The organism is Paraburkholderia sp. SIMBA_054, assembly GCF_046534875.1.
Taxonomy (GTDB): Bacteria; Pseudomonadota; Gammaproteobacteria; order Burkholderiales; family Burkholderiaceae; genus Paraburkholderia; species Paraburkholderia hospita.
The window spans coordinates 165,301-185,736 of record NZ_JAWRXV010000011.1; the positions used below are offsets into that span (position 1 = coordinate 165,301).

General features: G+C 64.9%; 14 protein-coding genes. All 14 read left to right on the forward strand.

Annotated elements, in window-relative coordinates:
- Positions 1-5: 5 nt before the first annotated feature.
- The 14 genes from tssC to tagF all read left to right on the forward strand — a co-directional run bounded on the left by tssC (position 6) and on the right by tagF (position 20,390).
- Positions 6-1,502, forward strand: coding sequence for a type VI secretion system contractile sheath large subunit (gene tssC, locus SB822_RS15995; protein WP_007580064.1), 1,497 nt, complete (start codon positions 6-8; stop codon positions 1,500-1,502).
- Between the two features lie 45 nt (positions 1,503-1,547).
- Positions 1,548-2,042 (forward strand): Hcp family type VI secretion system effector, encoded by a 495-nt coding sequence (locus SB822_RS16000; RefSeq protein WP_007740151.1) that lies wholly within the window; start codon positions 1,548-1,550, stop codon positions 2,040-2,042.
- Positions 2,043-2,160: 118 nt separating this feature from the next.
- Positions 2,161-3,000, forward strand: a complete 840-nt coding sequence (locus SB822_RS16005; RefSeq protein WP_007580067.1) for a type VI secretion system accessory protein TagJ — start codon at positions 2,161-2,163, stop codon at positions 2,998-3,000.
- Entirely contained in the window at positions 2,993-3,505 is a 513-nt protein-coding gene (tssE, locus tag SB822_RS16010) for a type VI secretion system baseplate subunit TssE (RefSeq protein ID WP_410855170.1), read from the forward strand. The genes SB822_RS16005 and tssE overlap by 8 nt, the downstream gene beginning before the upstream one ends.
- A gap of 4 nt (positions 3,506-3,509) precedes the next feature.
- Positions 3,510-5,387: a type VI secretion system baseplate subunit TssF gene (gene tssF / locus SB822_RS16015; RefSeq protein WP_007580071.1), complete on the forward strand. Its 1,878-nt coding sequence runs from the start codon at positions 3,510-3,512 to the stop codon at positions 5,385-5,387.
- Positions 5,372-6,451, forward strand: a complete 1,080-nt coding sequence (gene tssG, locus SB822_RS16020) for a type VI secretion system baseplate subunit TssG (protein WP_410855171.1) — start codon at positions 5,372-5,374, stop codon at positions 6,449-6,451. Before tssF ends, tssG begins: the two co-directional genes overlap by 16 nt.
- 4 nt (positions 6,452-6,455) lie before the next feature.
- Positions 6,456-9,155, forward strand: a complete 2,700-nt coding sequence (tssH, locus tag SB822_RS16025) for a type VI secretion system ATPase TssH (RefSeq protein WP_410855172.1) — start codon at positions 6,456-6,458, stop codon at positions 9,153-9,155.
- Positions 9,156-9,198: 43 nt separating this feature from the next.
- A complete protein-coding gene (locus SB822_RS16030) occupies positions 9,199-9,588 on the forward strand; it encodes a DUF4280 domain-containing protein (RefSeq protein ID WP_007580077.1) in 390 nt (129 codons plus the stop codon).
- 1 nt (position 9,589) lies between these two features.
- Positions 9,590-11,581: a type VI secretion system Vgr family protein gene (locus tag SB822_RS16035; RefSeq protein ID WP_079502897.1), complete on the forward strand. Its 1,992-nt coding sequence runs from the start codon at positions 9,590-9,592 to the stop codon at positions 11,579-11,581.
- Positions 11,582-11,614: 33 nt separating this feature from the next.
- Complete coding sequence (gene tagH, locus SB822_RS16040; protein ID WP_410855173.1) at positions 11,615-13,405, forward strand: type VI secretion system-associated FHA domain protein TagH; 1,791 nt, start codon at positions 11,615-11,617, stop codon at positions 13,403-13,405.
- 44 nt (positions 13,406-13,449) lie between these two features.
- On the forward strand, positions 13,450-14,784 hold the full coding sequence (gene tssK, locus SB822_RS16045) for a type VI secretion system baseplate subunit TssK (protein ID WP_079502896.1): 1,335 nt from the start codon (positions 13,450-13,452) through the stop codon (positions 14,782-14,784).
- A 23-nt stretch (positions 14,785-14,807) separates the two neighbouring features.
- A complete protein-coding gene (locus tag SB822_RS16050) occupies positions 14,808-16,097 on the forward strand; it encodes a DotU family type VI secretion system protein (protein WP_410855174.1) in 1,290 nt (429 codons plus the stop codon).
- A 43-nt stretch (positions 16,098-16,140) separates the two neighbouring features.
- Complete coding sequence (gene tssM / locus SB822_RS16055) at positions 16,141-19,668, forward strand: type VI secretion system membrane subunit TssM (protein WP_410855175.1); 3,528 nt, start codon at positions 16,141-16,143, stop codon at positions 19,666-19,668.
- Positions 19,665-20,390 carry a type VI secretion system-associated protein TagF gene (gene tagF, locus SB822_RS16060; protein ID WP_007580088.1) on the forward strand — a complete coding sequence of 242 codons (726 nt, stop codon included), beginning with the start codon at positions 19,665-19,667 and terminating at the stop codon, positions 20,388-20,390. The genes tssM and tagF overlap by 4 nt, the downstream gene beginning before the upstream one ends.
- The last annotated feature ends 46 nt before the right edge of the window (positions 20,391-20,436 follow it).

Genomic DNA, 20,436 nt, shown 5'->3' on the forward strand with positions numbered 1-20,436 from the left:
TGACCATGGCCGAACCCACCCCTGAAGGACAAGCCCAGCAGACCGAGGGCACGCTCGAGATGAGCGACTTCGCGAATCTGCTGCAAAAGGAATTCAAGCCGAAAAGCGATAAGGCAAAGGAAGCCGTCGAGACGGCAGTGCGCACGCTAGCGGAACAGGCGCTGCGCGACACCGCCGTCATTTCCAACGACGTGCTGGTGACCATCGAGAGCCTGATCGCCCAGATCGACAAGAAGCTCAGCGAGCAGATCAACCTGATCATCCACTCAGAGGAGTTCCAGAAAGTGGAGAGCGCGTGGCGCGGTCTGCACTATCTGGTGAACAACACCGAGACGGACGAAACGCTAAAGATTCGCGTGATGAACATTTCGAAGGGCGAACTGCACAAGACGCTCAAGAAATACAAAGGCACCGCCTGGGACCAGAGCCCGTTCTTCAAGAAGCTCTATGAGGAAGAATATGGCCAGTTCGGCGGCGAGCCCTATGGATCGCTGGTCGCCGATTACTACTTCGACAACAGCGGGCCGGATGTCGACCTGTTGACGCAGATGGCGAAGATATCCGCTGCCGCGCATGCGCCGTTCATCGCTGCCGCGGACCCGTCGGTGATGCTGATGGATTCGTGGCAGGAGCTGGCGAACCCGCGCGACCTGACGAAGATCTTCCAGACACCCGAGCACGCGGCGTGGCGCTCGCTGCGCGAATCGGAAGACTCACGCTATATCGGCCTTGCGATGCCGCGCTTTCTCGCGCGTGCGCCGTACGGCGCGAAGACCAACCCGGTCGAAGAATTCGACTTCGAGGAAGATACGGCGGGCGCGGACAGCGGCAAGTATACGTGGGCCAACGCAGCCTATGCGATGGCGACCAACATCAACCGCTCGTTCAAGATGTACGGCTGGTGCTCGCGGATTCGCGGCATCGAGTCGGGCGGCGCGGTCGAAGGTTTGCCCGTGCATTCGTTCCCGACCGACGACGGCGGCGTCGACATGAAGTGCCCGACCGAAATCGCGATCAGCGACCGGCGCGAGGCGGAGTTGGCGAAGAACGGCTTCATGCCGCTCGTACACAAGAAGAACTCGGATTTTGCGGCGTTTATCGGTGCGCAGTCATTGCACAAGCCGGCCGAGTACGAAGATGCCGACGCGACCGCGAACGCGAATCTGGCTGCGCGACTGCCGTATCTGTTTGCATGCAGCCGCTTCGCGCATTACCTGAAGTGCATCGTGCGCGACAAGATCGGCAGCTTCAAGGAAAAAGACGACATGCAGCGCTGGCTGCAGAACTGGATTCTGCAATATGTCGACGGCGATCCAGCCCATTCCACCGAGGAGTCGAAAGCGCGCCGGCCGCTTGCCGCAGCGGAAGTCGTGATCGAAGAAGTCGAAGGCAATCCGGGTTACTACACCTCGAAGTTTTTCCTGCGTCCGCATTATCAGTTGGAAGGCCTGACCGTGTCGTTGCGGCTGGTCTCGAAGCTTCCGTCCGCCAAGGCGGCATGACGGAATTCCATTATCAGTGGTGAACCGATTTGATTGGAGAAGAACATGGCCGTCGATATGTTCATTAAGCTGGGCGACATCAAGGGTGAGTCTCAGGACAAGTCTCATAAGGATGAGATCGATGTGCTCGCGTGGAGTTGGGGGCTGAGCCAGAGCGGCACGATGCACCTGGGAACGGGTGGCGGTGCCGGCAAGGTGAACGTGCAGGACATATCGTTCACCAAGTACGTCGACAAGTCGACACCGACGATCATGCTGGCCTGCGCAAAGGGCTCGCACATAGACTCGGTCATTCTCACCGTGCGCAAGGCCGGGGGCGACAATCCGCTCGAGTACTACAAGGTCACGCTGACCGCGTGCCTGATCAGCTCGTATTCGACGGGCGGCTCGGGTGGTGAGGACCGCTTCACCGAAAACGTGACGCTGAACTTCGAACAGTTCCATGTCGAATATCAGCCGCAGAACGCAAAGGGCGCGAAGGAAGGCGGGGTCGTCGAGATGAAGTGGAACATCGTGAAGAACGATCCAACCAACGGCTAGCGGCAGCGTATCGCCGTGCCCGGGGCGTGTGGCGCGGCGGCACTGTGATGCCATGGCACAGGCGATGGTATCGCAGTGTGGTTCGGCAGCCTTGACCCGGCCTGACGGAGCAACTGACATGACGGCAGAAGAAAGCTTGCGCGAGGGCAATCTGGACGAATGCCTGCGCTTGTTGCAAATGCAGGTTCGCAACGATCCGTCGAAGGCGGCCCACCGCGTGTTCCTGTTCCAGTTGCTCGCAGTGCTCGGCGCATGGGACCGCGCGTTGACACAACTCAATGTGGCCGGCGATCTCGACGCCGCGGCATTGCCAATGGTTCAAATGTATCGCGAGGCGCTGCAATGTGAAGCGCTGCGCGAAGCAGTCTTCAACGGTGCGCGTGCGCCATTGATTTTCGGCGAGCCGACCAGCTGGCTCGCGTTGCTGGTCGAAGCGTTGCGGCTCGATGCCGCAGGCGACCACGCAGCGGCCGTGGCCGCACGCGAGCAGGCGCTCGGCGATGCGCCCGCCACCTCGGGCAGCGTGAACGGCGAACCGTTCGAGTGGATCGCCGATGCCGACACACGGCTCGGACCGACGCTCGAAACGGTGCTCAACGGCCGTTACTACTGGGTGCCGTTTTTCCGCATCAAGCGCATCGAGATCGAGGCGCCCGTCGACCTGCGCGACCGGGTCTGGACGCCGGCGGTGTTCACCTGGGCCAACGATGGCCAGGCGGTCGGACTGATTCCGACGCGCTACGCCGGCACACTGGCCGAAAAGAAACATGCGTTGTGGCTCGCGCACCTGACCGAATGGATTGGCAGCGATGCGGCAGACGCGCGCCCAGTCGGTCAACGAATGCTGACAACCGACGCGAACGACTACGCGTTGCTCGATATCCGCACGATCGAACTGGCGGTAGAGGCTCCGTCAGGCAGCGAGGGCGGCGCTGGCGCCGCGCCGGATCATGGCTGAACTGAGCTCGCGTGACCGGCTGCAACCGTCGCTGCTCGACCGGCTGACCGACCACGAGCCCGAGGTCAAGCTGGAGGCGCGCGAACGCCGTGTGCTGTCGATACGCGCACTGCGTCAGAGCGTGCAGCGCGATCTCGCGTGGCTGCTCAATGCGAACGGCCTTTCGTCGGTGCAGGATGTGTCGGGCTATCCGTATGTCAGCACGTCGGTGTTGAACTACGGCTTTCCCGACATCGCCGGCAAGACCGCCTCGGGTGTCGATCCGGCGAAGCTGGAAAAACATGTGCGCGATGCGATCTGGGCATTCGAGCCGCGCATCTTGCGCGAGACAGTGCGCGTGACGGCGATCCAGGTCGAAGAGACCACAGCCCAGCACAACACCGTGTCGTTTTTGATCGAGGGAGATCTGTGGGCACAGCCGTACCCGGAGCGACTCTATTTCAGGACTGAACTGGATCTGGAGGCCGGGGAAATCAGAGTGATCGACCAAAGCGGCGCGCGCTGAACACATGAACCCGGAACTGATCAAATACTACAGCGCGGAACTCCAGCACCTGCGGGAAATGGGCGGCGAGTTCGCCAAAGAATATCCGAAGATCGCCGGGCGGCTCGGGCTCGAAAGCCTCGAATGCGCGGACCCGTATGTCGAGCGCCTGCTCGAAGGTTTCAGCTTTCTCGCCGCGCGTGTGCAACTGAAGATCGACGCGGAGTTTCCACGTTTCACGCAGCATCTCGCTGAACTTGTCTACCCGCATTATCTGGCACCGACGCCGTCGATGGCCGTCGTGCAGATCCGGCCCGATCTGAGCAACTCCGGCCTCGCGGAAGGGGTAAAGATTGCGCGCGGCAGCGCGTTGCGCAGCCTGCTCGACAAGAACGGCTCGACGCGTTGCGAATATCGCAGCGCGCACGACCTGACGCTGTGGCCGCTCGAAATCGCCGACGCGAAGTTCTTCACCCATTCGGGGTCGCTGGGCGGTGCCGATATCGCGTTGCCGGCCGGCGTCAAAGCGGGCCTGCGGCTGCGCCTGCGCGCGACGGGCGGTCTGAAGATCAACCAGTTGAAGCTCGACAAACTGGCGCTCTACCTGCGCGGCACCGACTCGATGCCGACGCGCCTCTACGAGCGCCTCGTCGGCTCGGCGATGGGCGTCGTCGTAATGCCCGTGTCGCGGCCCGCGACCTGGCACGCGCAATTGCCCGCGACGGCCGTCGCGCCGATGGGCTTCGCGGAAGACGAAGCGCTATTGCCCATCAGCAAGCAATCGTTTCAGGGTTACCGGCTGCTGCAGGAGTATTTCGCGTTCGCGGCGCGTTTCATGTTCGTCTCGATCGACGGGTTGCAGCAGGCGCTGCGCCGCTGCGGCGACAACGAGGTCGAAGTGATCGTGCTGTTGAAGCGCGGTGACCCAATGCTGGAGCAGGCGGTCGACGCATCGAATTTCGCGCTCTACTGCACGCCCGCGGTCAACCTGTTTCCGCGCCGCACCGACCGCATCGCGCTGTCCGCCGAGCAGTTCGAATACCACGTGGTGGCCGACCGCACGCGGCCGATGGACTTCGAGATCTACCGGATCGAGGAGGTCACGGGCTATGGCGCAGGTGCCGCCGCCGAGCAGAAGTTCGAGCCGTTCTATCACGCGCGTGACTTGGGCGCCGGCTATGGCGCAGGCGCGTACTACCAGGTGCGGCGCGACAAGCGCGTGCGCTCGTCGCGCCAGGCCGAGCGTGGACCGCGCACCAGCTATCTCGGCAGCGAGACCTTCATCGCGCTCGTGGACGCGGCGAACGCGCCGTTTCGCGGTGATTTGCGCCAGCTTGGGTTGCAGGTGCTTTGCACGAATCGCGACCTGCCGCTCACCTTGTCGATCGGCGTTGGCGCGAGTGATTTCACACTCGACGTGGAGGCGCCCATCGAAAGCGTGCGCTGCGTGAGCGGCCCGAGCCGGCCGCTGCCGTCGTATGCGCATGGCGCAGTTGCCTGGCGGCTCTTGAGTCACCTGTCGCTGAACTATGCATCGCTCGTCGATAGCGACGCGAAAGAGGGCGCCCGCGCCATGCGCGATCTGCTGAGCCTCTATTGCCCGGTCGACGATCCTGCGGCGCAGCGGATGATCGAAGGCTTGCATTCGATCGAATCGCATCCCGTCACGCGGCGTCTGCCCTGTGCCGGGCCCATCGTGTTCGGACGCGGGCTCGCGATCACGCTGACTCTCGACGACGCGGCTTTCGAAGGCGCCGGCGCCTTTTTGCTCGGCGCGGTGCTGTCGCACTACTTTGCGCAATACGTGTCGATCAATTCGTTCGCCGAGACGGTGGTCAGAACACTGTCGCGCGGCGAGATCATGCGCTGGCCAGCGAGGGTCGGACAATGCCGGACGCTCTGACCCTGCTGCGCGAGCTCGAAGCGCACGCCTACCGCTTCGATTTCTTCCAGGCCCTGAGGCTCATCGAGAACGCCTACCGGGACAAGCCGCGGATCGGCGAATCGCTGCGCCCGCGCGACGACGCGGTGCGTTTTTCGCAGGAACCGGAGCTGATCTTTCACCCGACCACGCTCGGTGAGTTGAGGCCGTCTCACGACGGCCACCCGGCGCGACTGGCGGTGAATTTTTTTGGCCTCATGGGGCCGCACGGCCCGATGCCCGTGCACCTGACCGAGTACGTGCGCGACCGCGCACGCAATGCCAACGATCCAACCTTTGCGCGCTTTCTCGACATCTTTCATCACCGGATGGTGTCGCTGTTCTATCGCGCCTGGGCCAATGCGCAGCCGACCGTGAGCCTCGACCGGCCGGAGCGCGACCGCTTTTCCGTTTATGTGGGCAGCACGTTTGGCCTGGGTGAAGCGGCGCTGCGCGAGCGCGATGCGGTGCCCGACTTCGCGAAACTGCATTTCGCCGGCCTGCTGTCCGGTCCGACTCGCCCCGCCGAGGGTTTGCAACTGATCCTTGCGCGCTTCTTCAACCTGCCCGTGCGTATCGAGCAATGGGTCGGCCACTGGATGGAGCTGCCGCGCGACACGCTATCGCGCCTGGGCGCGCGGGATGGCTCGGCGTCGCTCGGCGTCTCGATGCTGCTCGGCGCGCGCGTGTGGGATTGCCAGCACAAGTTCCGCATCGTCGTCGGGCCGTTGACACTCGCCGACTACGAACGTTTCCTGCCCGGCGGTGACAGCCTGCGGCGCCTCACCGACTGGGTGCGCAACTACGTGCGCGACGGCCTCGATTGGGACGTGAACCTCTGGCTCAAACAGGAGGACGTGCCACGCCTCGCACTGGGACGCCGCGCCCGGCTTGGCTACACGAGCTGGCTGCTGAGCAGCCCGGCCGCGCAGGACCAGCGTCAGTTACGGTTGCATCCCGCTTCATTGTCCGGACGGCCCGCCGAGCCCGCGCGTAGCGACGCACGGGCGAGCGAGCCGGCATCCCAACACTCATCGAAGGACTAGAAAAATGGCCGAAATCAAACGTGCAGCGTTGTTCGGCAAGCTGAACAAGCTGGCCTATCGCGCAATCGAAAGCGCAAACGTGTTCTGCAAGTTACGCGGCAATCCGTATATCGAGATCGTGCACTGGTTCCACCAGGTCCTGCAGTTGCAGGACTCGGATCTGCATCGCATCGTCAAGCACTTCGGCATCGAGCCATCGGCGCTCGCGCGCGATCTGACGGACGCGCTCGACCGGCTGCCGCGCGGGGCAGGGTCGGTGGTCGATATTTCGTCGCAGGTCGAAGAAGCCGTCGAGCGCGGCTGGGTGTTCGGCTCGCTGCTGTTTGGCGAGTACCAGGTGCGCACGGGTCACCTCGTGGTCGGGTTGCTGAAGACGCCGTCGCTGCGCAACGGGTTGTACGGCATCTCGCGCCAGTTCGAGCGGATCAAGCTCGATCCCCTCGTCGAAGAGTTCGACAGCCTGCTCGGCGGCTCGCCCGAAACGGGGATGACGGCGACCGACGGCTCCCAGGCCGCGGGTGCCGCCCAGCCGGGCGATTCCGTCGGAGGCGTGCCGCCCGCCGCGATGGGCAAGCAGGAAGCGCTCAGGCGCTTCACCACCGATCTGACCGAGCAGGCGCGCAACGGCAAGCTCGACCCGATTGTCGGCCGCGACGAAGAGATTCGCCAGGTGGTCGACATTCTGATGCGCCGCCGCCAGAACAACCCGATCCTCACGGGCGAAGCCGGGGTCGGCAAGACGGCCGTGGTCGAGGGGTTCGCGCAGCGCATCGTCGCGGGCGACGTGCCGCCTACGCTGCACGACGTGCAGTTGCGCACGCTCGACGTGGGCCTGCTGCAGGCGGGCGCGAGCATGAAGGGCGAGTTCGAGAACCGGTTGCGCCAGGTGATCGAGGAAGTGCAGGCTTCCGAAAAGCCGATCATCCTGTTCATCGACGAAGCGCATACGCTGGTCGGCGCGGGCGGCGCGGCGGGCACGGGCGACGCGGCGAACCTGCTGAAGCCGGCGCTCGCGCGCGGCACGCTGCGCACCGTCGCGGCGACGACATGGGCGGAGTACAAGAAGCACATCGAAAAAGACCCGGCGCTCACGCGCCGCTTCCAGGTCGTGCAGGTGCCGGAACCGGACGAGACGAAGGCGATCCTCATGATGCGCGGCATCACGTCGACGATGGAAAAGCATCACAAGGTGCAGGTGCTGGATGAGGCGCTGGAAGCGGCCGTGCGGCTGTCGCACCGCTACATTCCCGCGCGCCAGTTACCGGACAAGGCGGTGAGCCTGCTCGACACCGCTTGCGCGCGCGTCGCGGTAAGCCAGCATGCGACACCGCCTTCCGTCGACGATTCCAGAAAGCGCATTGCCGCGCTTGAAACGGAGCTGGAAATCATCGGACGTGAGACCGCGGTCGGCATCGATACGGGCGAACGGCTTGCGGCGGCGACCGAACGCGTGACGGCCGAACGCGCGCGTCTGACTGAACTCGAAGCGCGCTGGGAGGCGGAAAAGGAACTGGTTACGCGCATCCTCGAGCTGCGCGCGCAATTGCGCAACGAGACCGGCAAGGTCGAAGGCGCAGTTGAAGCAGCCCCCTCGGCGCCTGCGGATGACGCCGCACGCGAAGCGCGCCTTGCCGAACTGCGGGAATTACAGGCGAAGCTCGCAGAGGACCAGGGCGACGATCCGCTGATCCTGCCAACCGTCGACCAGCAGGCGGTCGCCTCGGTGGTGCAGGACTGGACGGGGATTCCCGTGGGCCGAATGGTCCGCAATGAGATCGAGAACGTGCTGAAGCTCGCCGAGAACCTGAACAAGCGGATCATCGGCCAGGGCCACGCGACCGAGATGATCGCGCGGCGCATCCAGACTTCGCGCGCCGGCCTCGACAATCCGAACAAGCCGATCGGCGTGTTCATGCTCGCCGGCACGTCCGGTGTCGGCAAGACGGAAACCGCGCTGGCGCTCGCCGAAGTGCTGTACGGCGGCGAACAGAACGTCATCACGATCAACATGAGCGAGTATCAGGAAGCGCATACGGTGTCGTCGCTCAAGGGCGCGCCGCCGGGCTACGTCGGCTATGGCGAAGGCGGCGTGCTGACCGAAGCGGTGCGGCGCCGGCCCTATAGCGTCGTGCTGCTCGACGAAGTGGAAAAGGCGCATCCTGATGTGCACGAGATCTTCTTCCAGGTGTTCGACAAGGGCTGGATGGAGGACGGCGAAGGGCGTGTGATCGACTTCAAGAACACGCTGATTCTGCTCACGACCAACGCCGGCACCGACCTGATCACGAACCTGTGCAAGGACCCCGAACTGATGCCCGAGCCAGAGGGCATCGCGAAGGCGCTGCGCGAGCCGCTGCTGAAGGTGTTTCCGCCCGCGCTGCTCGGGCGGGTGGTCGTGATTCCCTACTACCCATTGTCCGATGAGATGCTCGGCGCGATCATCCGTTTGCAGCTCGGGCGAATCGAAAAGCGCGTGCGTGCGACGCACAAGATTCCGTTTTCGTATGACGACGACGTCGTGAAGCTGATCGCGAGCCGCTGCACGGAACTGGAAAGCGGCGGCCGGATGATCGACGCGATCCTGACGAACACACTGCTGCCGCATATCAGCAACGAGTTCCTCAAGCGGATGATGAACGGTGCGACAGTGTCGAAGGTGCAGATCGGCGCGCGCGATGGCGAGTTCGTCTACACGTTCGATTGATGAGGCGGCCGGATCGGCCCGTTTCGTTTGACGGAGTATTCGTATGCCGCAACAAGTCAGCATGGGCGCGACGCTGCAGTGCTCGTTCGGCGCAGCGCCGTCGACGCTCGTCGTCCTGCCGGTGAATCGCGTGATGGGCGAGGGGCCGCCCGCGGCCAACATCATGGACCACGTGCCGCTCGTCAATATCATGCCGTTCGGCGTCTGCAGTTCGATAGCCAACCCGACGGTGGCCGCCGCGACGACAGCGGCGCTCGGCGTGCTGACACCGATGCCGTGCGTGCCCGCGACGATGTCGCCATGGGTGACGGGCGCGCCTACCGTGCTGCTCGGCAATCAGCCGTCGCTCGACAACGTATCGAAGTGCATGTGCAACTGGGGCGGCGTGGTCACGATCGTCAACCCGGCCACCGTCAAGACAATGATTCCGTGACATGACCAGCCAAGCCACCGACCGACACGTCACCGTCAGTTGCGCGCCTGCCGGCAGCGACCTGCTGTTTCTGCGCCTGACCGGCCATGAGGAGCTGGGCCGGTTGAGCGAGTTTCATCTGGACCTGCTCAGCACGAGCAACGACCTGAAGCCGGGCGACCTGCTCGGCCAGGACATCTCGGTGGCGATCGACTTGCCGTCCGAAGGCGAGCGGCAGATCAACGGCATCGTTACCTCATTTCGCCTCCTCGCGCCCGGCGACAAGACCCGCAACCGGATGGCCCGCTACGAAGCGATGGTGCGCCCCCGGCTGTGGCTGCTCACGCGCGCGTCGCACTGCCGCTTCTTTCACGAGATGACGGTGCCCGACATCATCGCGAAGGTGTTGCAGGACTATGACGTCGACCTGAGCAACAAATGCTCGGCGACCTATCCGTCGCTGGAGCATTGTGCGCAATATCGCGAGACCGATTTCGCGTTCGTCAGCCGGCTGATGGAGCACGAGGGCATCTACTACTACTTCGAGCACAAAGGCGGCAAGCACACGCTCGTGATGACCGATTCCGCGGACGTCCATACGTCGATCGATCACTACGCGACGATTTCGTACGACGGTTGGTACGAACCCGTGCAGGAGAAGGAGTGCGTGTATCAATGGTCGTCGGGCGCGGAGTTGCAGACGGGCAAGTACGAAGTTAACGAGTACGACTTCGAGAAACCGTCGTCGAGCAACCAGCAGGGCCTGCTGTCGCGCGCGACGAGGCCGAAAGTCTACGATCCGCCGGTGTACACGATGCAGGAGCATCTGAGCGGCCACATCGAGTCGAGCGACGGCGATCGTTACGCGAAAGTCGGCGTGGAAATCCGCCAGGCGCGCAACGACAGCATCAGCGGGCGCACGAGCGCGCGCGGTGTCTGGCCAGGGGGGCTCTTCAAGCTGCAGGAACATGCGTGCGATGCGCAGAATCACGATTATTTGGTGGTCAGCGCCGAGTACGAAATCAACTCGGACAGCTACCTCTCGAATGATCGCGATCAGAGCGCGCTGCCGTTCTTCGATTGCAGCTTCACCGCGCTGCGCAAGGAGAACCAGTTCCGCGCCGAACGCATCACGCCGCGCCCCGTTGTCGCGGGCCCGCAAACCGCGATGGTGGTCGGCCCCGACGGCGACGAGATCCTGACCGACAAATATGGCCGCATCAAGGTGCAGTTTCACTGGGAGCAGTTCGCGCCGCCCTCCGATGCCAGCGAACGGATGAAGCGCTGCTGGGTGCGCGTATCGCACAGTTGGGCGGGCAAGCGCTGGGGCACGTTCTTCATTCCGCGCATCGGCCAGGAGGTGCTGGTCGATTTCATCGAAGGCGATCCGGACCGGCCGCTCGTCACGGGCTGTGTGTACAACGCGAACACGATGCCGCCATACGACCTGCCGGCGAACTCCGCGCTCTCGACACTGAAAAGCAACTCGACCAAAGGTGGCGGCGGGTTCAACGAAATGCGCTTCGACGACACGAAGGGCAGTGAGCAACTGTTCTTTCATGCGGAGAAAGACCACGAAACGTGGATCAAGAACGATACGCTGGCGAATGTCGGCAACGACCGGCATCTGAAGGTTACCGGCAACGAATTCATCGCGGTGACGGGTGCACGGCACGACGCGGTAACGGGTGACCGGAACGCAAAAGTGGACGGCAACGATTCGCTGAACGTCAGCCAGAAACTGCAGGAAAAAGTCGGCATGGACTACGCGCTCGACGCGGGCATGAATGTGCATATCAAAGCCGGCATGAATGTCGTGATTGAAGCGGGCGTAAGTATTACGCTCAAGGCAGGCGGCGCGTTCGTGGTGGTGGGGCCAGCGAGCGTCGCGGTATCGGGCACGCCGATCCTGTTGAATTCCGGCGGTTCGGCCGGCTCCGGCAGCGGCTCGTCGCCGACCGCGCCGACTGCGCCGAAGGACGCCGACGATGGCACGAAGAAGCTCAAATCATGACGCGATGCTTGGCCATTGGGGCCGGGGAGACAAGTGAACGATCCGATTCTTTCGTTGCGCGTCGCGCGCTTCAATGACGAGCCGGTCGCCGAGCCGATCGCGGTCGAGTTCGGACCGGCGGGCGGGACGATTGGCCGCGCGACCGATTGCACGCTGGTGTTGCCCGACCAGCAGCGCGCGATTTCGCGCGTGCATGCGCGGATCGAGTTCCGCGGCGGCGAGTATTTGTTGTGCGATCTCGGCAGCAACCCGAGCGTGCTGAACCAGCGCGCGCTGGGCGGCACACGCGAGGCGCGGCTCGCGAACGGCGACCGTCTGATGATCGGCACGTATCTGCTCGAAGTGACGATTGCGGAACGCGTGGCGGGCGTGCGCAGCGTGACAGGCCTGTCCGATCCGCTGGCAGCGGTGAAAGTGCTAGGCGGACCGTTGCCGGCCGATGGGCAAGGCGACCCGTTTGGTCTTGGCTCGCTCGATCCTCTCGGACAGCCCGCGTTTGGCGAGCGCGCCGGGATTGCGTCGGGGCCGCGCTACGCGGGCTCGGAAAGCGATCATGTCGCGCCGGAGTTTCAGGCGTTCTCCGCGCCCGTCGCGGCGCCGCGTGCGCCTGCGCCTGCCTCTGCGCCGCCCATCGCACCGGGTGCAGCGACACCTTCGTCCTCCGGCATTCCCGCTGATTACGATCCGCTCGCGGACGTGCTCGCGCAATGGGAAAAGCCGGCGCAGCCCGGCGGCGTGCCAGCGGGCGCAGCGCACACGTCGCCGCTTTTTGCTCCGTCGCCGTCTGCGACGTCCAATGCGTCCGCGTTTGCGTCGAACTTTGCGCCAGCGCAGGCGCCCGCGCCGCAGGTTCCCGCGTCGCAAAACGGGCCCACTGGCTTGCCCCAAAGCCTGCTCGATGGTCCCGTCGGTGGCGCTGCAACGCCGTTCGATGATCTGCTTGCGCCATCCGCAAACCCACTCATTCCGGAAGATCTCACCGAGATCGCGCCTGCTTCTTCGTTGCCTGATGCTGCACGGTCTGCTCGCGTCGCGCCTGCGCCTGCGCCTGCTCCTGCGCAGCCAGCGGTGCAGCAACCATCGCCCACACAACGCGAACCCGAGCCAGCCCCCGCTGCGATGGCCGCGCCCGCCCCCAAGGCAAGCGCCCCCGCGCCGGCCGTCCAGCCTGAACCCGCGCCGCCGCGCGCCGCGGTTCCGGATGGCGACACGTTCGCGGCGCTGCTCGAAGGGCTTGGCCTCGACCCGTCACGCGCGCCGAACCTGCCGCCCGCCGAACTCGCGCGACTGGTCGGCATGATGCTGCGCGAGGCGCTGCGCGGCACGATGGCCGTGCTGCGCGCCCGTTCGATGACGCGGCGCGAGGCACGCCTCGACGTCACGCTGATCGTTGCGCGCGACAACAATCCGCTGAAATTTTTCCCCGATGTCGACAGCGCGCTCGCGCAGATGCTCACGGGCCGCGGCGCCGGTTACCTGCCTCCCGCCGAAGCGCTCGAGCGCGCGTTCGACGACATCGAGTCGCACGAACTGGCGGTGATCGTCGGCATGCGCGCGGGGTTGGCCGAAGTGCTCAGCCGTTTCGATCCCGCCAGCATCGAAGCGCAATTGAAAGCGGGCGGGGTGATCGACAAGGTGTTGTCGAACCGCAAGGCGAAACTGTGGGACCTGTTCGTCGAAAGGCAAGCAGACGTTTCGCGTGAAGCAGAAGACGATTTTCAGAGACTGTTCGGCAAGGCGTTCAACGATGCGTACGAAGCGCAGATCGACGCGCTGCACGCCGCGCGCAAAAGCAGCAAGACGGACCCCACTAGCCACCACTGACCCCTTCTCATCACGAGAAGGCCACGAGAAAGACACGAGAAAAAATGTCCTGGAACAGCAAAGTCATCTGGTCGGAGGGGATGTTCCTGCAGCCGCAGCATCTGCAGCAGCACGACCGTTATCTGCAGACCCAGCTGGAAACGCGGGCTGCCGGTCTGCGTCCGTACAGCTGGGGGCTGACCGTGCTCGAGATCGACGAGCAACTGCTCAAGCTCGGCAAGGTCGCGCTCCTGTCGTGCGCCGGTGTGATGCCCGACGGCACGCCATTCAATCTGCCCGCCGACGACGATCTGCCCGAACCGCTCGAGATTCCGGAAGGCACGCGTAACACGCTGGTCGCGCTGGCGCTGCCGGTGCGCCGTCCGGGCATTGCCGAGACGGGCAACGAAGCCAGCGAGGAAAACTTCGCGCGGCATCGCGTGGCCGAACTCGAAGTCGGCGACAGTAATGATCCGAATGCCGCCCCGGCGCTGATGCAGATCGGCAGGCTGCGCGTGCGGCTCGCACTCGAACCGGACGTCGCGAATGCGTATGCGGTGCTCGGCATCGCGCGCGTTGTCGAGCGGCTGCCCGACAACCGCGTCGTGCTAGAGAACGACTATAGCGCGCCGTGTCTCGACTACCGGGTCGGGCGGCGTCTCGCCGCGTTTGTCGACGACCTCGTCGGCCTGCTGCACCAGCGCGGCGAGGCGCTCGCTTCGCGTCTTGCGCAGCCGGGTGTGACGGGCGTCGCGGAAGTGTCGGACTTCCTGCTGCTGCAACTGATCAACCGCCACGAGCCGCTCGCCGCCCACCTGTCGACGATGACAGGGCTGCATCCGGAAGCGCTGTACCAGATCTCGGTGCAACTGGCGGGAGAACTCGCCACGTTCAGCCAGCCGACCAAGCGCCCGCCAGCGTACCCGGTCTACCGGCATGACCGGCTGCGGGAAACCTTCGCGCCGGTGATCGACGATCTGCGCGCGTCGCTCAGCATGGTGATGGACCCGCACGCGGTGCCGATTCCGCTCGAAGAGCGCAAGTTCGGCCTGCGTGTCGCCCTCGTGCCGGACAAGAACCTGTTCACTTCGGCGACCTTCGTGCTGGCCGTTCGTGCGCAGATGCCAGCCGAGCACATCCTGACCGGCTTCGCGCCGCAGGTGAAGATTGGGCCGATCGAGCGCATTCGCGATCTCGTGAATCTGCAGTTGCCCGGCGTCGGGCTGCGTGCGCTACCTGTCGCGCCACGCCAGTTGCCGTTTCATGCGGGATTCACGTACTTCGAGCTTGATCGCGGCAACGAATTGTGGAAGCAGTTCGCGACCTCCGCCGGCATGGCGTTGCACGTCGCGGGCGACTTTCCGGGGCTGGCGATGGAGTTTTGGGCCATTCGCCGCTGACGCATTGATCGAGGACACTCATCGTGACTCCAGACGAACCACGTGGTCCACTCGAGGATCCTGGCGCGACGATTCTGATTCCGACACCCGGGGGCGCGCGTGCCGCTTTTGTCGCCGCCGCGGCGACCGCAGCGCCGATCTCGACGCTGACGGGCGGCCTCAATCCGTTGCTGCGCGCGGCCAATCCGCTGCTCGAGCTGGCGGTTCCGCTGCGTCAGCTGCCGACCCATCCGAACGTCGAAGAGTTGCGCACGCAACTGATCCAGATGATGCGCACGTTCGAAACGCAAGGGCGCGCGAACGGCATCGACGACGAGAAGCTCGGCGCATCGCGCTACTGCCTGTGTACGTTCCTCGACGAGGCGATCTCGAGCACGCCGTGGGGCGCGGGGATGTGGGCGAGCCGCAGCCTGCTCGTGACGTTTCATAACGAGGCGTCGGGTGGCGAGCGCTTTTTCCTGATCCTGCAGCGACTCGCGCAGAACCCCACCGGGAATGCCGATGTGCTCGAGCTGATCTACGTGATTCTCGGGCTGGGCTTCGAGGGCCGCTACCGGCTGATCGACGGCGGCCGCACGCAGTTAGACACGATCCGCGAGCGGCTCGAAACGATGATCCGTTCGCAGCGGGGCGCCGCCGAACGCGATCTGTCGGTGCACTGGCTGCCCGAGAAGGCGGAGCGCAAGCCGCTGTTGCAACTGGTGCCACTGTGGGTCGCCGCCGCGATCGCCTGCGTGGTGCTCGTCGCCGTGCATCTGGTGCTGAGCCTGCGCCTGAACGACGAGTCCGATCGCGTGTTCGCGGCGCTGCATGGCGTACGCGTCGCGCCGCAGCCGCTCGCCGCGAAAGCCGCGCCGCCGCCGCCCGCGCTCGCGCCGAAGCTGTCGCAGTTTCTCGCGCCGGAAATCGCGCAGGGGCTCGTGCGCGTCTCCGAACTGCCGGACCGGACCGTCGTCGAGATCAAAGGCGATGGGCTGTTCGCGTCGGGCAGCGCGGAGCTCGAATCGGCATATATGCCGTTGATCCAGCGCATCGGCGATGCGCTCAAGGACGTGCCGGGCAACGTCGTCGTCGCCGGGCATACGGACAACCAGCGGCTGCTGTCGGCGCGTTTCCCGTCGAACTGGCATTTGTCGCAGGCACGCGCAGATGTCGTCAAGGACATGCTCGCCGCGCGCACCGGCTCGCCGGGGCGTTTCGTAGCCGAAGGCCGCGGCGACACCGAGCCGATCGCGCCGAACGATTCACCTGCGAACCGCGCGAAGAACCGCCGCGTCGATATCACCATACTTGCGCCGGGGGCAGCATCGTGAGTCCGCTCGCCCTCCGTGCGCCGCACCTTGAAGGTGGTTGCTCATGAAACTGCTTGGCTGGTTCATGCGGCCGATCGTGCTGTCGTTTCTCGGCGTGCTGGCGCTTGCACTGATCGTCTGGATCGAAGGGCCGTTGCTGGCGTTTGCGGGCAAGGCGCCGCTCGAATCGGCCGCGAGCCGCTGGATCGTGATCGCCGTGCTGTTCGCGCTATGGGTGCTCTACTGGGGCGTGCGCTGGCTGCTCGTGCGGCTCGCAAACGTGAAGTTCACGCGAGTGGTCGCCGAGGAGGCGCCGCAACCCGGCAGGAAGGAATCGGAAGCCGATGTCGCCGCGCTGAAGCAGCGCTTCGACGAGGCGATGACGATCCTGCGCAAGGCGCGCGTCAAGGGGCGCTTCGGTAGCCAGTACGTCTACCAGTTGCCGTGGTACATGTTCGTCGGCGCGCCCGGCACCGGCAAGACGACGGCACTGCTGCATTCGGGCCTCAAGTTTCCGCTCGCCGAGCGGCTTGGCAAGCAGGCAGTGGGCGGTGTTGGCGGCACGCGCAATTGCGACTGGTGGTTCACCGACGATGCGGTGCTGCTCGACACTGCCGGCCGCTTTACCACTCAGGACAGCTTCGCCGAAGCTGACCAGGCCGCATGGGGCGGCTTTCTGCAACTGTTGCGCAAATACCGGCCGCGACGGCCGCTGAACGGTGTGATCGTCGCGCTGTCGGTGCAGGATCTGCTGCAGCTATCCGACACGCAGCGCACGGTGCAGGCAGGTGCGGTGCGCGAACGGCTCAAGGAGTTGTACACCCGCCTTGGGATGCGCTTTCCCGTCTACGTTGTCGTGACGAAGTGCGACCTGCTGGCGGGGTTCGCGGAATTCTTCGATGACCTCGGCCGCGACGAGCGTGAACAGGTGTGGGGCGTGACGTTCCCTTACGTCGCGCAGGGCGGCCCGGACGAAGCGCTGGCGTCATTCCCCGGCGAGTTCGCCGCGCTCGAGAAGCAGCTGCAGGCCCGTGTGTTGCACCGTATGCAGCAGGAGACCGACACGCGCCGGCGTGCGCTCGTGTACGGTTTTCCGCAGCAGTTCGCCGGCCTCGAAAACATGCTGACGGGCTTCCTGCAGGAAACGTTCAGCACGTCGCGCTTCGATGAGGCGGCGCTGCTGCGCGGCGTCTACTTCACGAGCGGCACCCAGGAAGGCCGGCCGATCGACCGCGTGATGAGCGCGGTCGCGTCGGCGCTCGGTTTGCAGCGTCAGGTCGTGTTGCCGGACCCGGCAAGCGGACGGGCGTACTTCATCACGCGGTTGATGCGTGACGTGATTTTCCAGGAAGCCGGGCTGGCAGGCACCAACCCGAAACTGGAGCGTCGCCGCACGTGGCTGCAGCGCATCGCGCTCGGTTTGATTGGCATTGCGGTGGTGCTCGCGCTGGTGCTGTTCTTCGTCAGCTATCAGCGCAACCGCGCTTATATCGCCAATGTCGAGCAGCATGTGACCGAACTGCAGAAGCTCGCGCAGAACACCCGCGCGGGCGACGATCCGCTCGCGCTGCTGCCGTTGCTCAATGCGGCGCGAGATCTGCCTGGCGGCTACGCGGATCGCAACAAGAGCGTGCCGTGGCTGTCGCGGCTCGGGCTGTACCAGGGCGACAAACTAGGCCTTGAAGCGCAGGCGAGCTACCGGCGTCTGCTCAAGCAGACCTTGCTGCCGCTCGTCGTGCACAGGATGGAAGACGAACTGCGGCGCGGCGACGCGAACAATCCCGACTTTCAGTACGAGGTGCTGCGCGCGTATCTGATGCTCGGCGATTCGGCCCACTTCGACGCCGATTCCGTGCGGCTGTGGGCTGACATCGACTGGCGGCGCGGGCCGTTGAGCAATGCGAGCGACGATCAGCGCAATGACATCGACAGTCATCTAGCGGCGCTGTTCCAGCCCGCGCAGTTCGACGCGTCGCTGCCGCTCGACAAGGACCTGATCGCGCAGGCGCGCACGACGCTCGCCAAGATGCCGCTCGCGCAACGCATGTTCAATCGCGTCGCGCGCGATCTCGAACAGGCGAAGCTGCCGCCATTCAGCGTCGCGGCCGCCGCCGGTCGCAACGCGGCGCTGGTGCTTGTCAGAAAGAGTGGTGCGCCGCTGACGCGCGGCGTCTCCGGCGCCTATACGCGGGCGGGGTATCAGAAGTTTGGCCAGTTGCGCGACGAGGCCGTAGTCGATGTCGCCAAGGACAACTGGGTGCTCGGTCGCGAGGAATCCGTACTCACGCCAAACGGCATCGACGATCTGAAGTCGGCGATGACGCAGCTGTACTACGACGAGTACATCAAGCAATGGGACGCGCTGCTGGCGGATGTCGCAGTGGTGCCGTTCGATGGCGTGGAGAAGGGTGCGCGCGTGGCGAACGTGCTCGCCGCGCCCGATTCGCCGTTGAAGGCGTTCATGCTCGCTGCCTCCCAGGAGACCACGCTCGGCACGGTGAAGACGGGTGGCTCGCTGGTCGAACAGGGCGTTGGCGCGTTGGGCAACAAGCTCGATGCGGTGAAGAAGCGGCTCGAAAACGCGCTTGGCAACCAGCCGGACGATGCGGCGCCGCCGCCCGCCCAGGTCAATCCCGTCGATGCGCACTTTCAGGCGCTGCACGAACTCGCGGGCAAGCCAGGTGCGGCGGGTCCCGTGCCGCTCGATACGCAACTCGCGGCGCTGAAGGACGCGGCGTCGTATCTCGAAGCGTCCGACGCGGCGCGCAAGCAAGGACTGCCCGCGCCGCCGGGCGACGCGCTGAACAAGCTGAAACAGGTCGCGCAGGGCGCGCCCGCGCCGCTCGCGGGTATCGCCAACGACGTCGCGAACGGCGGCTCGACGCTGATGGTAGGCGGCGAACGCGCGCGGTTGAATGCGTTGTGGCAGGCCAATGTCGCGCAGCTTTGCCGGCAGGCGCTCGATGGCCGCTATCCGCTGGTACGCGGCTCCAACCGGGATGCAGCGCCCGACGACTTCGGGCGGATACTCGGGCCTGGCGGTTTGATCGACGACTTTTTCCAGAAGAACCTGGCCACCCTGGTCGACATGTCGGGGCCGCAATGGCGCTGGCGCACGGGCGCCGATTCGCTCGGCATCCCGGTGGACGTGCTCGCGCAGTTCCAGTGGGCTGCGCAGATCAGGGACGCATTTTTCCGCGCGGGCGGGCGCGACGTGTCGGTTCGCTTCACGCTCAAGGTGCTCGATATCGATCCTGCCATCGACCACGCCACCATCGATATCGACGGGCAGCAACTGGTTGCCGCCCATGTGGATCAATCGATGGTGTTCCAGTGGCCGAGCGGCAAAGGCACCGGACAGGCGCATGTCGATTTCGACCCATCGGGGGATTCCGCGCGGGCGGATGGGCCGTGGGCGCTGTTGCATCTGATGGACAACGCGCGCTTGCAGCCGACCGCGCAAGCGGACCGCTTCAAGATGACCTTCGAAACGGACGGACACCCGCTCGTGCTTCAGCTTGACGCGAGCAGCGTGACGAATCCGTTCCGTCGTGGGGTGTTCGAACAGTTCCGTTGTCCTGACCGGTTATGAGTGGGTTCGTCGCAGAGGGGCCTGGTTTTTTCGGCAAGGTGCGCACGCATGGGGACTTTGTCACGCGGCGCTTGCCGGCGGCGTTCATCACGCCGTGGGATGCGTGTTTGCAGCAGGGCATGTTGTTCGCGCAGCGATGGTTCGACGCGCAGTGGTTGCCCGTTTATCTGAATGCGCCGATCTGGTGTTTTGCGCTCGGCGCGGACGTGTGCGGCGAGTCGGCATGGGCGGGTGTGCTGATGCCGGGTGTCGACCGGGTAGGGCGCTACTTTCCGTTCACGCTCGCCGCGCCGCTCGCGCGCGACGATACCGCGAACTGGCTGGGCGGGGCGCAGGCCTGGTACGACGAGGCCATGCGGCGCGCGCTATCGACGCTCGACGCGGACTTCGTGCTGGAGCGTTTCGATGCGCAGCTCGATGCGTGGGGGCCTTTGACTGCGGCGCCAGCGCAAACCGCTGCGCCAGCGTGGCGGCTGTATCCGGTGGAAGAGGAGGGACACGAAGCGAACGAAACGGAACAGGCTGGCGGCGCCCCCGACCGCTTCTCCGCGTTGCTCGCGCTCTACGCGACGGCGGGATCGGGCGCGTGGTGGACGGAAGGGTCGAGCGCGGTGCCCGCGTCGTTGCTGGCAGGGACGGGCTTGCCGGATGGCGAGCGCTTCGTCGGGCTGCTCGACAAGGCGCGCAACGGCTGGCCGTCGGTTGTCGAATTACGGTTGTGAGAACCGCTCGAAGGTCCAAAGCGGTAGACAGTGTACGCATTGATGG